This window comes from Mesorhizobium sp. M0208, from assembly GCF_040322015.1.
In the GTDB taxonomy this organism is placed as follows: domain Bacteria; phylum Pseudomonadota; class Alphaproteobacteria; order Rhizobiales; family Rhizobiaceae; genus Mesorhizobium.
The window spans coordinates 1-17,595 of record NZ_JAMYSP010000066.1; the positions used below are offsets into that span (position 1 = coordinate 1).

General features: G+C 58.4%; 11 protein-coding genes and 3 pseudogenes. 3 read left to right on the forward strand and 11 right to left on the reverse strand.

Going from position 1 to position 17,595, the window contains the following annotated elements:
* Positions 1–185: 185 nt before the first annotated feature.
* From tnpC to NKJ17_RS32290, 8 genes and pseudogenes are all read right to left on the reverse strand, one after another.
* On the reverse strand, positions 186–1,664 hold the full coding sequence (gene tnpC / locus NKJ17_RS32255; RefSeq protein WP_502906594.1) for an IS66 family transposase: 1,479 nt from the start codon (positions 1,662–1,664) through the stop codon (positions 186–188).
* Positions 1,665–1,772: 108 nt separating this feature from the next.
* Positions 1,773–2,099 (reverse strand): IS66 family insertion sequence element accessory protein TnpB, encoded by a 327-nt coding sequence (tnpB, locus tag NKJ17_RS32260; protein WP_502897110.1) that lies wholly within the window; start codon positions 2,097–2,099, stop codon positions 1,773–1,775.
* A 26-nt stretch (positions 2,100–2,125) separates the two neighbouring features.
* On the reverse strand, positions 2,126–2,572 hold the full coding sequence (gene tnpA, locus NKJ17_RS32265; RefSeq protein WP_352691749.1) for an IS66-like element accessory protein TnpA: 447 nt from the start codon (positions 2,570–2,572) through the stop codon (positions 2,126–2,128).
* 225 nt (positions 2,573–2,797) lie between these two features.
* The gene (locus NKJ17_RS32270; RefSeq protein WP_352691750.1) at positions 2,798–4,039 is read right to left on the reverse strand and encodes an NAD(P)/FAD-dependent oxidoreductase; all 1,242 of its coding nucleotides are present in this window, start codon (positions 4,037–4,039) and stop codon (positions 2,798–2,800) included.
* Between the two features lie 48 nt (positions 4,040–4,087).
* Entirely contained in the window at positions 4,088–4,411 is a 324-nt protein-coding gene (locus NKJ17_RS32275; protein WP_352691752.1) for a 2Fe-2S iron-sulfur cluster-binding protein, read from the reverse strand.
* A gap of 122 nt (positions 4,412–4,533) precedes the next feature.
* Complete coding sequence (locus NKJ17_RS32280) at positions 4,534–5,547, reverse strand: sterol desaturase family protein (RefSeq protein ID WP_352691754.1); 1,014 nt, start codon at positions 5,545–5,547, stop codon at positions 4,534–4,536.
* Between the two features lies 1 nt (position 5,548).
* Positions 5,549–6,225: pseudogene (locus tag NKJ17_RS32285) on the reverse strand (3-methyl-2-oxobutanoate hydroxymethyltransferase).
* Between the two features lie 429 nt (positions 6,226–6,654).
* Complete coding sequence (locus NKJ17_RS32290) at positions 6,655–7,596, reverse strand: LysR substrate-binding domain-containing protein (protein ID WP_352691756.1); 942 nt, start codon at positions 7,594–7,596, stop codon at positions 6,655–6,657.
* A gap of 218 nt (positions 7,597–7,814) precedes the next feature.
* On the opposite strand from NKJ17_RS32290, the pseudogene NKJ17_RS32295 reads away from it, so the two are divergent.
* The 3 genes and pseudogenes from NKJ17_RS32295 to NKJ17_RS32305 form a co-directional block, all read left to right on the forward strand.
* Positions 7,815–8,206 (forward strand): annotated as a pseudogene (locus NKJ17_RS32295) (transposase); the annotation flags it as partial.
* Positions 8,207–8,234: 28 nt separating this feature from the next.
* Positions 8,235–8,406, forward strand: a pseudogene (locus NKJ17_RS32300) (IS66 family transposase); the annotation flags it as partial.
* A gap of 128 nt (positions 8,407–8,534) precedes the next feature.
* Positions 8,535–8,762: a hypothetical protein gene (locus NKJ17_RS32305; protein ID WP_352691760.1), complete on the forward strand. Its 228-nt coding sequence runs from the start codon at positions 8,535–8,537 to the stop codon at positions 8,760–8,762.
* Positions 8,763–9,117: 355 nt separating this feature from the next.
* Here the strand turns inward: NKJ17_RS32305 and NKJ17_RS32310 are convergent, their stop codons facing one another.
* The 3 genes from NKJ17_RS32310 to NKJ17_RS32320 all read right to left on the reverse strand — a co-directional run.
* On the reverse strand, positions 9,118–9,723 hold the full coding sequence (locus NKJ17_RS32310; RefSeq protein WP_352691762.1) for a TetR family transcriptional regulator: 606 nt from the start codon (positions 9,721–9,723) through the stop codon (positions 9,118–9,120).
* 96 nt (positions 9,724–9,819) lie between these two features.
* Positions 9,820–15,570, reverse strand: a complete 5,751-nt coding sequence (locus NKJ17_RS32315) for an alpha/beta fold hydrolase (protein ID WP_352691763.1) — start codon at positions 15,568–15,570, stop codon at positions 9,820–9,822.
* 1,090 nt (positions 15,571–16,660) lie between these two features.
* Positions 16,661–17,595: ATP-grasp domain-containing protein (locus tag NKJ17_RS32320; RefSeq protein WP_352691765.1), on the reverse strand; the 935-nt coding region annotated here is incomplete at its 5' end.

Consider the following 17,595-nt stretch of genomic DNA (forward strand, 5'->3'; position numbering starts at 1 on the left):
GCGCCCGTCGCTTCACCCGCCCAGCAGGGCACAACCCACGCCGGAAACGAACTCAAAACTGGATAGAAACTGGGGGCAACGTCACTCGGCATGCTCTGAGCCCCGGTCCCCCATCATTGGAGCGCAACGAGCCGGGTAATGAAACTGCAAAATACTCATGTGTTAGTTGATCGTAACCGCTGTTCTCAGGCCACGGCCTTGAGTGGCGCGTGGGCGTAGGCCCAGGGCAGCAGGTCGTCGAGCTGGCTTTGCGGATGGCCGGCGACGATGCGGGCGATGACGTCGGCGAGGTAGGCATACGGGTCGACGCCGTTGAGCTTGCAGGTTTCGATCAACGAGGCGATGGTCGCCCAGTGCCCTCCACCGCCGTCGGAACCGGCGAAGAGCGCGTTTTTGCGATTGAGGGCGATCGGTCTGATCGCGCGTTCGACGACGTTGGAGTCGATCTCGACGCGGCCGTCGTCGAGGAAGCGACCAAGTCCAGCCCAGCGCGCGAGCGTGTATCGGATCGCTTCGGCGAGTTTTGTCTTCTGGCTGACCAAGGCGAGCTTTTCGCGCAGCCACGGGTCGAGAGCGTCGATGATGGGTCGGCTCCTCTGCTGGCGAGCGGCGCGGCGCTCCTCAACTGGGCGACCCCGCAGTTCGCTCTCGATCTTGTAGAGTTCGGCGATGCGCTGGAGAGCCTCGGTTGCGATCGGCGCAGGTCCGGACTGCGCCAGTTCATAGAAGCGGCGACGGACATGCGCCCAACAGAAGGCCAGGCTCACGGCGTTGCGCTCGGCCAGCGCCCGGTATCCGGCGTAGCCGTCGACTTGCAGGATCCCGACGAAGCCCTGAAGGTGCCGCAGCGGCTGTTCGGCCTTTCGATCGGGGGCATAAAGGTAGGCGACGCCGGGCGGATCGACCCCGCCCCAGGGTCGGTCGTCGCGGGCATAGGCGAACAACTGGCCCGTCTTGGTCCGGCCCCGGCCAGGATCGAGCACCGGCGCCGTGGTCTCATCGGCGAAGAGCTTCGATGAGGCCTTCAGCTGTTCGAACAGGCGCTCATGCACGGGCCGGAGCAGGAAGGCCGCCTTGCCGACCCAGTCGGCGAGCGTCGAGCGGTCGACGTTCACACCCTGGCGGGCATAGATCTGGGACTGGCGGTAGAGCGGAAGGTGATCGGCATATTTGCTGACCAGAACATGGGCGACGGTCGCTTCGGTCGGAATGCCGCCCTCGACGAGGCGTGCCGCTGCGGGCGCCTGCACCACGACCTCCTCGCAGCTCCGGCAGGCATACTTCGGCCGGCGCATGACGATCACGCGGAACTGGGCCGGCACGATGTCGAGGCGCTCGGAACGATCCTCGCCCATGACGTGCAGCATTCCCTTGCAGCACGGGCAGACCTTGTCGGGGATGTCGATGACCTGCTCGATACGCGGCAGGTGCGCGGGCAGCGACCCACGGTTGGCGCGCCGCTTGCTGGCGCGAGCCTCGCGCTTGGTGGGATCGGCGGTGTCCTCCGCCGCGAAGCCCTCGGCTTCAACCTGCTCTGCCTCTTCCAGGCCCAGTAGCAGCTGGTCGACCGGCAGGCTCTCTGCCCTGCGGCCGAAGCGGTGACGCTGTAGCTCCTTGATGATCTGGCGCAGCCGCTCGTTCTCGGCGCGCTCTGCCGCGAGCATCGCCTGAAGCGCGATCGGATCGTTGGTCAGGGGCTCGGCCGGGTTGCTCACGAAGCCGATTCAATCATGCATTCCAATGCTTTGCCAGCGTCTTGGCCATCCGTTGAATCAACTTGCCGCGACCGGCGCGCGCGTCTCGCGGGCGTCATGCACACGCCGCCAATCCAACCCTTCCAGGAGCGCCTGCAGCTGTGCCGCCGTCAGCCTCACCACGCCATCGGTGATCGCAGGCCAGCAGAACTTCCCGTCCTCCAGGCGCTTCGCCAGCAGGCACACGCCGGTGCCGTCGAAGTAGACGAGCTTGACCCGGTCGGCGCGCTTGGCCCTGAAGACGTAGATCGCGCCGGAGAACGGATCGGCGCCCATCGTGTCGCGCACCAGCGCCGCCAGTCCCTCCGCGCCCTTGCGGAAGTCTACCGGCTTGGTCGCCACCATGACGCGCACGGCGCCGGTCGGCCCGATCACGACCCGGCCTTCAGTGCGCGGATCACCGCCGCCACCGTCCTGGCGTCGGCGCCACGACCGACGCGCATGGCGACACCGTCAATCTCCAGCTCGATCACGCCGGCTTCCCGGGCGGCTTTCCGCTTCCGCGTCGATCTCGCGCGCTTCCCCGCCGGTTCGGGCTCCGGTGCGGCGACCACTGCTGGAACAAACAATGGCTCCGGTGCCCGCGCATTCGCCAACGGCACCCGCGCGGTCCGGCGCCAGGCGAACAGCTGCTGCGGGGACAAGGCATATCGCCGGGCCACCGCGCTCACGGTCTCGCCGGCATCGTAGCTTTCCGCCACGATCCGCGCCTTCTCCTCCGGCAACCATTCGCGCCGTCGGCCGGAGCCCGTGAACACCTCGAAACGCCGCGCGGGCTCGGGATCGTTGGATTTAAGCGTAAGCTCTGAAATCGTCATGTGTCGAAGCCCTCAAAGGCTCCGAGCATCGTCGCTCACGACCACGCGCGAAAGGTGGCGCCGGAACAGCGCTTACAGTTGATCTGATAAAGCGCCGATCCTATTGATGCCATCAGCGCCGATGCCGGGGCTTTTACGCTAGGTTCGTCAAAAAAACGCCGGGTAAGGACGGGGCAGAGTAAATTAGGCGCCTTGGCACAATATGGCCGGCCCGGTCGCACTGGATCACCCGACAGTAGATGCTGCAGAAACCGGCACGGCTCGGGAAATCAACGCCTTAACGTCTGTGGCGGCGTCGACCACGTACTCCGGCGAGATGGTGTGTCGGGACTCCAAAATCCTTTTCCCAACCATATAGGCCCGTGCGTCATTGATCGCATCGACAGCCAGAAGGCAATCCCCCCGATAGTACCAAATCGACCGCGATCCCTCTTCGCCTGTGCGCTCCACAACTCGATCGTAGCCGGCGTTCAAGCCCGCAATCTGAAGCTTGAGGTCGTATTGATCTGACCAGAACCAGGGTTTCGCCTCATAAGCCTGCGTCGTCCCGAGAATGTTTCGGGCCACCACCTCTCCGTGGTGGATCGCGTGTCCCACGCTCTCAAGGCGGATGCGCCCGCCTTCATGCGGGAAAGATGCGCAATCGCCCACTGCCCAGATATGCTGGTCGGAAGTGCGGCCGTGAGCGTCGGTTCTTATGCCGTTTTCGATTACGAGGTCAGCCTCCTGCGCGAGCTGCGTTCTCGGCATGATGCCGATGCCCACGATGGCGAAATCAACTGCTAGCTCTGTGCCGTCAGACAGGACTGCGCCGGAAACGCGACCCGTCCCCACAAGGCGATCAAGTCCTGTATTTTCCCGAATGTCGACGCCGTTGGACAGATGAAGCTCGCGAAAGAAGTTGGACGTCTCCGCGGCTGCGACGCGCTGCAGGATCCTGGGCGCCGTTTCAATCAGGGTGACCTTGAGCCCGAGTTTGGCACCGACCGCCGCCGCCTCGAGTCCGATATAGCCCCCTCCGACGATCAGGAATTTCCGGTCAGGACGGAACTCAGCCGCCATCGCATCGACATCCGCGATGTTTCGGATCGTATAGACCCCCTGCAACAAGCCGCCCTGGGCCTCCGGCAACTGCCTCGCACTCGAGCCGGTCGCAATCACGAGATGCTCATAGTGGAAACTTTCAGCTCCAGCCCGCACAGTGCCACCTTCGCGAACAATCGCGGTAACATTCCTACCGACCTTGAGGTTTATGCCGTGATCTCCCCAGAATGACGTCGCACGAAGCGCCATCCTATCCAATCCGACCTGGCCGAGCAGATAGGCTTTCGACAAAGGAGGGCGTTGGTAAGGCGCGACGGGCTCGTCACCGATCAGGGTTATGGGACCTGCATAGCCGAGTTTGCGCGCTTCCGCTGCAAGCGATGCGCCTGCCTGCCCTGCACCAATGATAACAATGCCAGGCATATGACTTCCTTTGGGCTGTGAGTGGCGAGCCGCCCTTGCCGGCCAGCTTCAGGCCTGTCGTACCGGCAAATGCAGGATCAGGCCTTCAAGCGAGCCGTCGACTTTGATTTGGCAGGTCAGCCGCGAGCGGCTGAGGTCCGCCCCGTACGCAAATTCCAACATGTCCTCTTCCATCGGCTGCTTGGCAGGAAGCTTCGCTACCCAGCTGGGGTCGATATAAGCGTGACAGGTCGCGCAGGAGCAGCCGCCGCCGCAATCGGCCTCGATCCCGGGAATACCGTTGTCCCGGCCGCCCTCCATGACCGTCGCGCCTTGGGGCACGTCCACCACATGAGCTTGGCCACTGTATTCAACATAGGTAATTTTGACCATTTGCCCTCCTTCAGGCCGACGCGGCGAATACTTCCGGCGAAAGCCGCGGGGTGGCATCAATCTTGAACAGCGCCTTACCCTCACGACTGCCATACCTAAGGCCGCGCGGTCGGCACCTTATTTCATTTCTTGCGCATCTCTTTCATGCGCACGCGCGTGCGCGCCGTGGCTTCTTCCGAACCATCGTGAAAGGTCCCGAACCACTTGTCGCAAGGCACCTCGGGTTCGCCGTAGTTGCACTCGAAGTAGCGGTGGTGCAGTTGGTGAAAGAAGTCGCCTACCCTGAGCCCCGTGTCGCGGTCTTCGCCTAAGGTGACCGACTCGTATCCGGCATGAGAACTGACCGCCAAAAGCACCTTTTGCTGGAGCTGAAAAATGAAATGAATCGGGTGCGAGGCGAGTACCACGTGGATAAACACAGAACTCAAATAAGCAATGTGCTCGATCGGATGCATCGACATGCCGGACCACGGACCAACGTTCACGTTCCGATGATGCAGGGAATGCACATAGTTGTAGACCGGCTTCGAATGCAACAGCCGGTGTATCCAGTAGAAGTGGAACACGCCATAGAATGGCAGGAAAATAAACCAAAGCACAAACAAGACCGGATGAGCGGCGACGTCCAACATTGGCATGTAGCCGTTTGCGTAGGCCCAAAGGCCCAGGACTTCATAAGCTGTCCAGACGGTCACGCCGCTGGCGATCGACCAGAATACGTTATCCAAAAACTGGCTGCTGAATGTGAACAGCGCGTTTTTCTTGTGGAAGGGGCGAGCGTCGTACCGAAGGCGGTCGCCCTGCATTTTGAACGTGTAAAGGTAGAGGTGCATCCCGCCTGCGACGAGAATGATCAATATCAGATTGCGAAGATAAACTCCTGCAACCCAATCGAAGGCAAAAGTGCGTGCCGTCTGCAATGAGGGCGACAGGTAGAACCACGTCAGGAACGACACACTGACGACGATGAGACGGTCCGAAATCGGCAGCCAGGAATTCCAAAGGAGCCTTAGCCCCTCGGCTGGTCCACGCTTCAGGTTAAAGATCGAGCGGTCTTCCAGTGGGAGATCAGGCTGAAAGTTCCAGGTAGACTTGGCAGGCAGGGTGACCTCGGGCTTTGTCGCATCATGACCCATATCAGTATCCTTTGTGCTCCGCGCCCAAACCAGTTTTGCCAAGCCGATCCCGGAATGCTTCGAGCTCATGGGGTTTCATGGAGATCGAAACGTCCTTGTAGGGGAACGAGCCGTCGCGCACGGCCGCCTGAAACGCGGTTAGGGCCTCTCGGCGTTCGCGGTCAATTTGCTCCTGCAAACGCCGCACATTGCCGTATGCGTAAGCGTGGCGTGGCGCGTTCTCCGTTTCACCGCAGATATCCTCCGAAAACAGGAAGGTGACGTCTCCGCCAGATCCCGAGCCTATAGAGAACGTGATCAGGCTGGTTTGCTTGTTGATCTCCTCGAGGACTTCCTGAGGAACGAGCTCGACTTCTACGGCGAATGCGCCGGCCTTTTCCATAGCGCGGAACCTGTCGGCGAGCTTCAAAGCCTCGTCCGCGGTCGCGCATAGGCTCGCAACCCACCGATCCAGGTGCTGTAGGGCGGGACAAGCCCAACGTGCCCCATGACAGGGAAATCAAGGTCAGCCAGCATCTTGATCGTGTCCAGACTGCGGGTGGTGTAAAGTGCGTCTGCACCCTGATCCATTGCCCGCATGGCGCCTTCGAGCACATCACTCTCAGTCGGGTGGTCGGTCAGCATGAGTGCCGCTGTGACGAATGTATTGGGTGCGGCATCGCGCACCTCCTTCATCATTTGAACGCGCGTGATGATCGTATCGATGCCGGCGGCCGCGGCTCGCGCGGCTTGTTCGCCATTCGTCGCCGTCACCTCAGTTAACTGCTGCTTGCCTTTGTTCGCGCGCAAGTCTGCAACGGTCCAGTTGCGTTGGGCGGCACGGTGACCGAACGTGAAAATGTTGCGCAATCTAATGACCTTCTTATACGGCGGGTCGACTATCCAGATTGAGGAATATTGCCGTTGCTGACCTTGTTCAAATGAAATATGACGCCCCCTTGCATTCCCTCAGAGAATGCAAGACGGACTGGTCAAGCTAGCAGTCGACGGCGATGACCACCGTCTGGACCACCGGATTGGCGCGATGTTTGAATCCCTCACTGAGGGAGCGCATATCCACCAGCCCTAATTTAAGCTACTAACGTAAAGTCCTAACGGGACAAGAAACTACGCAAAAGGCGTGGCAAGTGAAGGAAATCCTGGGATGGCACCGCCGTACCGGCGAGTCAGCCACTCCTCGAATAGCTCGATCTGAAAATCAGGTGTCCGGTCGGCGGGCCAAGCTAAATAGTATACGTCCTCGGTTACCAAGAACTGCGGGAGTGGGGTTACCAAGCGTCGGGAATCTAACATGTTGCCGAGCTGTCGAAGCCAGCCCAAAGCCACGCCTTGGCCTGCCAGACAAGCTTGAATCGTATTGTAGTAGTTGTTGAACCCCATCGGTTGATGGTTTTTTGGGAGCTCCAACGCGAACTCTCGCAGCCATTGCCGCCAGCCCACCCAAGATGGATGCTGCGCTTGCATGTAAAGCAGCTCGCAATTCAATAGGCCACTCACGTCCCGCAACGGACCGTTCTTCTCTAGGAACTCTGGCGAGCAAACCGGGGTCAGAATATCAGGAAAGAGCGGACGGGTTGTGAGGCCGGGGAAATCTGGCTTCCCGAAGGTTAGAGCGAGATCAACCTGGCCTGTTGGCTCGATGCCCTGAGGGTCCCAAGTCACTAGGAATATCTCGCGCCCAGGAAAGCACTCCCGTAGCTCGGCCAGCCGGGGAAGAAGCATGAAGGCCCCATTTGCCGTCGACGTCGACAGGACGATCTGTCTCGAATGCTCCTGAATTAAGTCTTCGAGGGCGTCGATGATTTGAGAGGTGGCAAGCGAGTAGGCCTTCAGGAGCCGATGACCTGCGGAAGTCAAGGATATCTGTTTGTGGGCGCGGGCGAAAAGTGGTTGCCCAAGCCGGTTCTCAAGTTCCATCATTTGTTTGCTGACCGCGCTTTGTGACAAGCCGACCTCTTCACCCGCGAGTGTGAAGCTCATGTGTCGAGCGGCCGCTTCAAATGTAGGCAACAGCCGTTGAACATTCCGAAATAGCGCCTTGTTTCGCATTCCGACCCTCTCGCGGCCATCCGAGGTGCGATTTAATATAACTTGCGATAAGATCATCCTCCCCCTATAGACTTAGCTAGTGCCCGTCCACAAGCGGCAAGCTGCTGACTTTGTTGGAAGAATCACGATCATCTCCGCAGGTAAAGCCCGGCGGTTTCAGGTACACTTAGATCAAGCGACTGATTCTAAAGACAAACCCGCAACCGCCGGAGCCAACAATTCGTCAAGAACGCACCGTCCAGAGCAGTATACTCAGTCTTTTCGCCGGACACGAGATCGGCTGTGAACTGCAAGCGATGTCGCAATGGCTGGACGCCACCGCGACCTGCTCAAGTTAGCGGATGGGACTTGCGCCGGCATGGGGTCAAGGAACCGGCCGCTACGGACTGCCGGCGGAGGCCGTGCTGCGCTGCGCTTTGCTCAAGAAGTATCGCCAACTGAGCTATCAGGAGCTGGTCTTCGATCTGGAGGACTCCGCCTCGTTCCGCGCTTTGGCCGGCTGCGTGAGGCTGGAGCCCCGAAGAAGTCGGTTTTGCACAACACGATCAGCGCGCTTCGGGCTGAGACCTGGAAAGAAATCAATCGGACGCTGCATTTGAGCGCCCGTCGCATTGCCTCGAGGAAATGAATCAGTCTTCGCTCTCGGCAGGAAAGCTTGGTTGTTTGCAGGCTCCGATCGCGGCGCTGATCGGGCCGCCTTCATGGCGACGCTGATCAACACCGCCAAGCTAACGTCGACCCGCAAGCCTGGCTTGCGACACGTCGATCACACGGCTCGAGGACATGCTTCCCTGGAATTGGAGTCCTTGACGATCGCAGCAGCTAAAGCTGCCTGATCTGGGCGTTCCATTATTGAGCTCACTTGCAAACCGGATCGTTGAGGCCGTAAGACGGGATATCGCAACTCCGCTCTTTACACCCTCAATTATGTGGCCGAGATGCTCGAAGAGGATGAAGACTTTTTGCGCGATTGCTCGATCGAGATGTTCTCGGAAGACGGTTGCTTGAGCGCCTACGACGACTATCCCGCATCCGAATTAAGCGAACCTATCGCCGTCTTCACCGAAGAGGGCATCGACAACCTTCGGCAGATCGTCGACGAGCGCACCGCTGCGGACGACACACCGCCCAAACCTACCGCAGAAAACCGTCGCCCTAAATCATAGCCACCGCGGCCTTGGCCGAATGCTTACCCTTCAAGTTTGCGCCATCCTTGCGCAGCCGGTCCTGGTGCTCCATCTTCATCTTCCATGACCGAAAAAAGCATGCTGCGGATCGACGCTCGTCTCGCGCATCCATTTGCGCACCACGTTATCATGGAGATCCATGATCATGGCTCGCCCTGCGCAACAGGACACCTCGATCCTTCACCAACCTCACTCCTCATGCTTGAACTCGCGGTTGAACTTCCTTTCTCTGCATTTCCATGCTCCAGGTGCGTTGAACTACCTTGTCTCGTGCCCACGAATCTGGGAGAAGGCCCCATTTTATATTTCCGAGCTCTATTCTGATCATCACAAATCATTGTGCTTGTTGTTGTGCCCAATGGCGAACCATGCGCAAATGTATCTCTAATTGTGAGCGTAGAACGGAACTTGACCAGACGGACCGATTTGTCACGCCGCCTGCGCTCAGCCCGAACACAAATGTAACGATCGACCGCAGTGCAGTCCCAAAGACACCCGTTGGCCACTCTTCACTCTCCGGCCAAGCCGCCCGGATGACTCGGTCATAAATTCTCTTTCCCTCGCAATGCAGCGCGACGTTAAGTTTATAAAATCCTGAATCAGCGGCAATAAGCCCCCAGAAATTCACCCAAATTACACTATCCTCTACCTGAGACTTCGACGTCGGTATCGCCACGTCAAGAAGGGTGGCAAGATCTGTTACTCCTTGTTCCAGCAGATCTCCGATGTGGCGTTCCATGTTAAGAAGAGGGATGCGCAAGGCAGCTGCGATTATGTCCGTCTTTTTTTCGAAGTAATGCGTAATCATTCCCGTCGTTACTCCAGCCGTATTGGCAATATCGATCATCGTAACTGCGGAGATACCCTTCGCCGCTATCGCCTTACCCGCTGCTTTGGCGATACGAAGGCGGGTTAGCTCAACGTCAATGATTTTTGGCATAGCCCTTATACGGTCCAACCTGAGCTGCAATTTCAATATTGCAGGGCGCATTCATTTTCGAGCGAGTTCATGGACCACACGCAGCGCCAGCTCCTATCAAGAGGTGTGATTATTGCGACGGTCGGTTACGCTGCATATTCGATCATAAAGGTCTCCGAACGTCGCCGCCTCAATTATCTCGTGCAATTGCGGCGACCTCCAGACGTCGCTTTTCTCCAAATGAGCTTGAAGCTCGGCGGCGAGAAGGCTGTCTCCACCAACATCGAAAAAATTATCGTCCCAATCGATTTCTTTGGTGCCGATGATAGTCTTGATTTCGTCAAGGAATATTCTCCTCGGATCACCGTTGAACGACATGTTGTCCTTCGCAGTTTCGACTTCTTCCGGCAGAGATGTTTTCTCTTCTTCTGGATTTTCGTTGGGCGTCGTGAACACTTCCCCTCTGTGCCGCTCTTGCTCCCCGGGTTGCCCCGGAAGGGTCGAGCCCGCAGGCTGATCATCCGGCCAGCATCGGTGACCGTCGAATGAGTACGTTGGAAGGGGAACGCGACGGCGACTACCGAACGGTTCCAATTGAACACTGGCCCGCTTCCAATCGACCGCAACGCCTACGGCCCAGAGGGTCCCAAGGCATTCCAGAACGAAATGGCGGTCGGTTTCTTGATCCTTCCCGTCGCGCGCAGCTGGGACAATCGCTGGGATTCTGGTCTTACGACCCGCTGGATTGATCGCGCCATGTGCGAAACGCGCCAGATTGCGCGAGGGGCCAAGGTCAACGAGCGCAGTTACACCAGCCGCTGCCATGGCCTCGAGAGAGCGATCAAATCGGACAATCTCAGTTGCATGCCTACTCCAGTGGCTATCCGGTAAGGGCACTTTCGGCTGATGCAGAGATCCTGAATTCAGAGCGATGGCGACATTCGGCAGACCCTTTTCGAGGATGCCGACCCGCGCGTCGATGACATCAGTCGCTGGTTTCATTAGCGGAGAATGGCTGGGCACCCCAGCTGTATTAAGGAGGTGGCTGGGAATCTCTAGCTGTTCGAGCCTCCCCTGAAGCCTTTCCAGAAGTTCCCGCTTGCCGGTGAACACGACATCGGTATTTGCGTTCACGAGCCCGACGCTGCCCTCACCAGCTTCAGCTCGATCACGCCAAACGTCCCCTGAGAGAATACGTTCAGCCTCGTCGCGGTCGCATCTGGCCGCAAGCATAGCGCCGTCGCTACCAAGGTTCGCCATCGCGCGGCTACGAACGAGTGTCAGCCGAATAGCATCTTCAAGTTTCAGTATGCCCGCTAGCGTGGCCACGACGTAATCGCTCATGCTGTGCCCGACCAGATAATCGGGACGCACTCCACACAGTTCCAGCAACCGCGCCATGGCGTATTGTACGGTGAAGATCATGATATTGATTTCTTCGAAGGAAGCGGTCGCGTATCCTTCGTCTTCTCCAAACATGACCGTTTCCAGGTCACGACCCAGGACCGGGCGACTAGCGGCCGCACAAGTCAGGAAAGCATTGCGGAAGTCGGGCACCTGATCAAAAAGTTCCTTGAGCATTCGCCGGTGCTGCACACCGCAGCCGGGCAGCATGAACCCGACCGAGGGCGAGGAACGGATCCGATCAGCCGCACGATCCCCCTCTTCCTCTAACTTGGCGATGGCCATGTCCAAGTTGCGCGCCACAACGACTGTTCGATACTCGAATTGGCATCTCGCCACGCGTAGCGTGTGGGCGACGTCACCGAGATCGATCTCGCGATTGCGCCGCAGGAACACGGCTAGATTCCGGCAGGCCCGGCTTAGCGCCGAGGAGGTCTTGGCAGATAGGCAAAGGGCGTGAGATCCCCGGGCAACCGATCCGGGCCAAGCCCTTGCCTTGTCGCTGTTCCATTCCTGCAGCACAACATGGCAGTTGGTTCCGCCGACACCGAGGCCAGTGACTCCTGCAGTTCGAAGGCGTCCCTGCGGACGTGGCCAAGGTCTGAGCTGCTCATTGACGAAGAAGTGTGTGTCTTTCAGACCCAGATCTTCGTTCAGCCGGTTGATGTTGATGGTGGGGGGGATTACCCCGTGCTGAAGGGTGAGTACTGTCTTGATAAAGCTCGCAACCCCGGCGGCGAAATTGGCATGGCCGATGTTCGGTTTAATTGACCCGAGAGCACAGGCATTGCCCGTTTCCTCTTGCCCCGCGAAAGCCTCCGCCAAAGCCCGGACCTCGATCGGGTCGCCGACCTTGGTGCCGGTCCCATGAGTTTCGATGTATTCCACGTCTTCGGTGCCGAGTGCCGCGGAGGCAAGTGCTTGGCGCACAACATCGGCCTGGCCTCGCGCGCTCGGCGCCGAGAACGACGATTTGACACGGCCATCGTTGTTAATGGCACATCCTTTTACCACTGCGTGGATCGGGTCGTTTCCCGCAAGCGCATCTTCGAGGCGCTTGAGAACGACGACTCCTACTCCGTCTCCGAGCACCGTGCCACTGGCATCGGCATCAAAGGCTCGGCACACGCCGTCCGAAGAATTGATGAAGTCCCGGACATACTGATACCCCGCTTGAGGGAAGGTGATACTCGAGCCGCCTGCCAGCGCCATGTCGCAATAGCCGGCCGCGAGCGACTGAACGGCGACCGCGATCGCCACTAGCCCAGTTGAGCATGAGGTTTGCACCGCGATGCTTGGGCCGTTGAGGTTCAGCATGTAGGACACCCGCGAGGCAAGGTAGTCCTTGTCGTTGCCGAGATCCGTCAGAAAAGCGAGCGGAGCGTTAGTGGGATCCATAAGGCCGCCGCCCTTCAAATGGTGCAGTAGATAGAGAGGGAAGGACGAACCTGCAAACACGCCCGTCCGCCCCTCATGCTGGGTGGGTGCATACCCGGCCGACTCGAGCGCCTTCCAGCAGCATTCGAGAAACAGGCGATGCTGCGGGTCCATTAGCGTTGCCTCACGCCTCGAGAGACCCCAAAACTCCGGATCGAAAAGGTCCACATTGTTCAGGTGGGCACCCACGCGCACATAATCGGAGCGCTTCAGGACAACGTCCGGAATGCCCCGGGCCTTGAGCTCCTGCGCAGAGAGCGGGGCGACCGAGCACACCCCTTCGCAGAGGTTTTCCCAGAGATCATCGACGGTCTCCGCGCCGGGGAATCGCGCGGACATACCAATCACCGCAATGTCCATCCCGGGGCCGCGTCGCCCGTTGAACGCCTTAATATGCGCCCCGCCCGCCGAGACTGGCGGTGTTTTGGGAAGCTTCTGGGTTTGGAGATGTCCCTGCTCGCTGCGGCGCTGGTGGAGAAGAGCCGCGAGTTTTTCGAAAGTCGGATTGAGGAAGACCTCCACTACGCGGAGATCCACCTTCAGGCTCTTACGAAGCTGTGTGCAGAGACGTGCAGCCAGGAGGGAGTGTCCGCCGCGGTCGAAAAAGTTATCGGCCGGATCGGCAGCCTCAGCCTGAAGGAGGTCGCGCCAAGCTGCGCGAAGTTCCGATTCGACCTCGTCGGCACTTGTCACTGGAGTGCAAGCCTCTTCTGCGAGGTCGCGGAGGCGCGACCGATCAAGTTTCCCATTGGCCGCAATGGGCAATTCCGTCACCGCGATGAAGTCTGACGGCATTGCGTAGTGCGGCAGCTCAGACTTCAAATGCGCCCGCAAAGCAGCCTCCCACCCCTTGCGCCCGTTCCGCAAGACTACATAGGCGATTAGTCGATCAGGCTGGCCGGTCGTCGGATCGAGCTCCGGCAATACAGCGGCAGAGCAGATCCCGGAGTACCGAAGCAACGCAGCTTCCACAGCCCCGGGCACGACGCTATAACCTCGGATTTTCACCATGAAAGCGCAGCGCCCGATAATCTCCAACTGGCCGCCGGGCAGCATGCGGCCAAGATCGCCGGTGCGGAACATCGTGCCATCAGCGCGGAACGGGTCTGGAAGGAACCTTTCCCGTGTCATCTCCGGGCTGTTGAGATATCCATGACTTACTGCATCTCCGCCAACGAAGATCTCGCCCAAGAAGCCCAGTGGTACGGGGTCGCGCTGCTCCCCGAGGACATAGACACTGGCATTGTGCTGAGGTGGACCGACTGGCACGACCGTTTGTGTTGTCGTAGGATCGATCTCGCTCAAGTCAATATGCGTGACATCATGTGTCTCTGCTACGCTGTAGTGATTGATAATTTTGACGTTCGGCAACACATCCTTCACACGAGCAAGCAGCGCTGTTGTCACCACCTCGCCTGATAGGTAAATCAATCGGAGATCCGGAAGGCAGAAGGGGACGTCGAGGACGCCGCTGCCAACAAGCACATCCAGCAGTGAAGGGGTTAATAGTGTTCTGGAAATTCGATTGCGTTCCAAGTATTCGACCAACTGATGCGGATCGTAGATAACGTCGTCAGGTATGAGATAGGCAGGAATTCCGGCAAGGATCGGCCGCATTATTTCCCAGACCAAGAAGATATTAATGGCCTCGCGCTCATCAGGGGCGTACGGCAGCGCGTCATAGCGCCACTGGTAAGAGCATACAGCGCTTCGATGGGGACAGACGATCCCTTTCGGCTCACCAGTCGTGCCAGACGAAAATACAATCTGGGCCGGCGCATCGAGATCCACCGCTTCGGGATTGGCCGGACTGGCCCTGCCGAGTTGCGCTTCCCAACCTTCGTCGAGCGACAGCGCGAGGCCCGACCAGTCAGGCGGAAGGCTAGCTGCGAAACGGTTGTTGGTGAGAACGATTTCAACACATGCCTTTTCAAGCATCCGCTTTAGCGCCGCAACGGGCTGAGCTTTGTCAAGAACGACGTAGGCCGCCCCTGTCTTCAGAATACCGAACAGCGCGATGGCGTATTCAGGTGAAGTATCCATTAGGATCCCGACGCGCGAACCTCGGCTCTGACCGTGTTCAAGGAGGTGTCTAGATAGGATCTCGCTCAGGTCGTCGAGCTCGCGGTACGTCAAGAGCCCATTCTGGGAGACAACGGCAGGGGCGTCTGGATTGAGGGCCGCTTGTTTACGGAATTGGTCATGCAGTGGTAGTTCGGGATAAGGGAGGGCCTCGCCAATTCGAATGGAGGCTGGGAGTTGTTGCTTTACTTCCCCAACCTCACGCAGGAGGGCAGACACCACTTCCGCCGTCATGGAATGGGTGTAAAAGTGGTCGCTATCAAACATAATCCGGGCGAAGCGCGACGTCGTAAGCCGACGCCATTCGTCTAGGTCGTTGGCAGTGATCGTTTCGTCTTGAACGCCCCCCATTGCGGTGATTGCCGCATCGAGAGGCGTTGGCAACTTCCGGTCGTAGGTCTCCGCAAGTTCGAAGTCGGCTCGCATTGGAGGTAAGATGAACTTATGAAGGAGTTCCGGATTTGCCAGCGCCTCCTTGGGAACCAAACCAAGGCTCCGGACCACATCGGTTAACTTGTCATCCGCATAACTATACATGGGCGGCTCATCCGCCGGCACATCCGCCGACGGGTGAGCTGACACGACAACATGGAAGGGGGATGGCCGACCGGCCTTCTCCAGGGAGCGGGCGATCTCGTAAGCCACGAGGGCACCTACGCTATGACCGAAGAAGACAAAAGGTCGGTCGCTGTATCTGCGGAGCGCCTCAGTGACCATGGGTACTAGTACGTCCATGCTGCGGATGACGGCCTCCGCTGACCGTTTGCCGCGCCCGGGAAGATCCAGGCAAATAACATCAACCTCGTCGGGGAGATAGTCCGACCAAGTACGGAACGATTGGACGCTACCGCCCCCATGAGGGAAGCAAATTATCCGATAAGACGCATCAAGTGAACTTTTTAGGACACTCAGCAACGACTTGGATCCATCAAGAAATTTCGTCATTTCTCTAACTACTCCACTGACAATTCTGCTTGAATAACCGTGGCTATCCGGACATTATTAACTTAATATCGGCTATCTATCCGGCATATTTGGTTTCCAGAGACTTAGAAAATCAGTAATGGGCACCCTCCTCCGCGATGTGTAACTTCCATCGTTTAGACAGTGCACCGCCACAACGATGCGGCATTCTGCAGACGCACCTCATCTCCAAAGTATGTGGCCTCGGCATACCTCTTGCGAGTGCCTGTGATAACGAAACCGTTCGAGCGCGTGACGCTAGCCAGTTCGCGCAGTCCGGCGGGTCGGACATGCCCGAGCGTGAAAACTCCGCAGCAGACTGTAATGTCGTAACTCGTACTCGAGTAATTGGAGAGCGGCCGGCTGAGGTCGACATCGCCTTTGACATGGTGGTAAACGCGAGTTTGCCCAGCCTTCTCGGCCATCTATCTGAGCGGTCGAATCCATCGAGCAACAGAAACCCGCGGCGCTTCATCTGCCCACCGACGAGGCCGGTTCCACACCCAGCGTCTTTGATTTCCGTAGCTGTACGGTCCTTGACCAAACACGTCGCCTGCAGGGCGCTTGCGAGTTCTGCAAGGACCGTCGGCCTGCAATACTCCGCGCGGCAGACATCCAAATCATAGGACCTGGCCCACCCCCGATGAAAGTTTGCCAAACCAGCGGCGTCGCCGTCGAGGGCACGGGCAACCTTGATGCGCCCTAAGGCGGCCTGCCTCAATGCGGTCTGTCGATCCGCGATGCTCATGACACTTCCTTTGTTTAGTCGCCAAGCTGGATTAAACTTCAGTCCCCAAAGTGGACTAAACTTATCGACAGCGAATATAGCGGACACACGACTGCATGGAAGAAAACATTTATAAACTTTAAGTTAAGGTCTTTTAAGTAGATGTTATGATGATAAAATTTTATCACAATTCAGATTCATCCATTTCGGCTGTTGACTTCGCAGTCAAGGCAATTCAAGCCATTTTCAAAATATTCTGATCCTCGCACCAGCCGGCCGCACGTATGCCGGGATCCTCGTTGAGGAACCCAGGCAGCGGCGACTTGCACCAATGTTCGGCGACGATCACGCCTCATCTGTCGCCGCCTGCAGATTGTTCTTGTTCGGGGCCGGAAATGGTGTGATCGACCAACCGATCAAGTCGACGGCGCGCTGAAGTATCGCCTCGGTCCGAGCAAGTCTGGATGAAGCGGCGATGACATGTCCGATCCAGTCTCCGTCGTCGCCCTTCCTGACGATCGGCGTCTTGGGTTCAACATTCAACTTGACCTCAGCAACACCTGGTACAGCAGCCGCCTCACTGTCGCCGTCGATCCAATCAACGATGCCATCGCGATCAGGAATCAGGAACCGCGCGGCCGCAGTCTGCGAATGCCTTTTGCGCAGATTCCATTCCTCGCCAAAGACAAGCTTGATGTGCTCGGTGACGAGATCGATACCGTAAGCCAACTGAACCAGTTGAGGAGCGATACCTCCCGCAAGGCGCGGATTGACTTCAATGACGACTGGGCCACGCTTTGTCCACCGGAATTCAATATTCGTTGGCCCCCAGCCAAGGCCGAGAGCTCGCAAACAGCTCAGCGAAATATCGGCGATACGCTTGTGCTCATCATCCCTTAGCAGGGCCGGATAAGTGCATTCGCGAATGACGAAATGCGGGAGGGGGCCAAAGTCAGCGGCGCAAACCCCGATGACTTCATTCGCCATTACGTCGGTCCAATAATAGGGGCCTTGTGCGAACTCTTCAACCAGTATCCTCGGCTCGGACCGCCATATGTGCTTCCCGCCCAACAGATAGGTCGTATGTTCGGCCAACTCGTCGACGTCGCAGCACAATCGAACCCCGTAGCTGCCGTTGCCTACGGCTGGCTTAAGAATCACCGGGAAGCCGATCTCCGCCGCAGCGCTTTCTACATCTGTCGCATTCGCTGCCGAGCGATAAGCAGGTATTGGAACGCCCGCCTCCGCGAGGAGCTGACGTTGAGTGAATTTGTCACAGC

Excerpts from the sequence above, each read along its gene's own strand:
- tnpC (WP_502906594.1), bottom strand. The coding sequence starts at position 1,664 with ATGCTCGCGGCAGAGCGCGCCGAGAACGAGCGGCTGCGCCAGATCATC.
- tnpB (WP_502897110.1), bottom strand. The coding sequence starts at position 2,099 with ATGGTGGCGACCAAGCCGGTAGACTTCCGCAAGGGCGCGGAGGGACTG.
- tnpA (WP_352691749.1), bottom strand. The coding sequence starts at position 2,572 with ATGACGATTTCAGAGCTTACGCTTAAATCCAACGATCCCGAGCCCGCG.
- NKJ17_RS32270 (WP_352691750.1), bottom strand. The coding sequence starts at position 4,039 with ATGCCTGGCATTGTTATCATTGGTGCAGGGCAGGCAGGCGCATCGCTT.
- NKJ17_RS32275 (WP_352691752.1), bottom strand. The coding sequence starts at position 4,411 with ATGGTCAAAATTACCTATGTTGAATACAGTGGCCAAGCTCATGTGGTG.
- NKJ17_RS32280 (WP_352691754.1), bottom strand. The coding sequence starts at position 5,547 with ATGGGTCATGATGCGACAAAGCCCGAGGTCACCCTGCCTGCCAAGTCT.
- NKJ17_RS32290 (WP_352691756.1), bottom strand. The coding sequence starts at position 7,596 with ATGCGAAACAAGGCGCTATTTCGGAATGTTCAACGGCTGTTGCCTACA.
- NKJ17_RS32305 (WP_352691760.1), top strand. The coding sequence starts at position 8,535 with ATGCTCGAAGAGGATGAAGACTTTTTGCGCGATTGCTCGATCGAGATG.
- NKJ17_RS32310 (WP_352691762.1), bottom strand. The coding sequence starts at position 9,723 with ATGCCAAAAATCATTGACGTTGAGCTAACCCGCCTTCGTATCGCCAAA.
- NKJ17_RS32315 (WP_352691763.1), bottom strand. The coding sequence starts at position 15,570 with ATGACGAAATTTCTTGATGGATCCAAGTCGTTGCTGAGTGTCCTAAAA.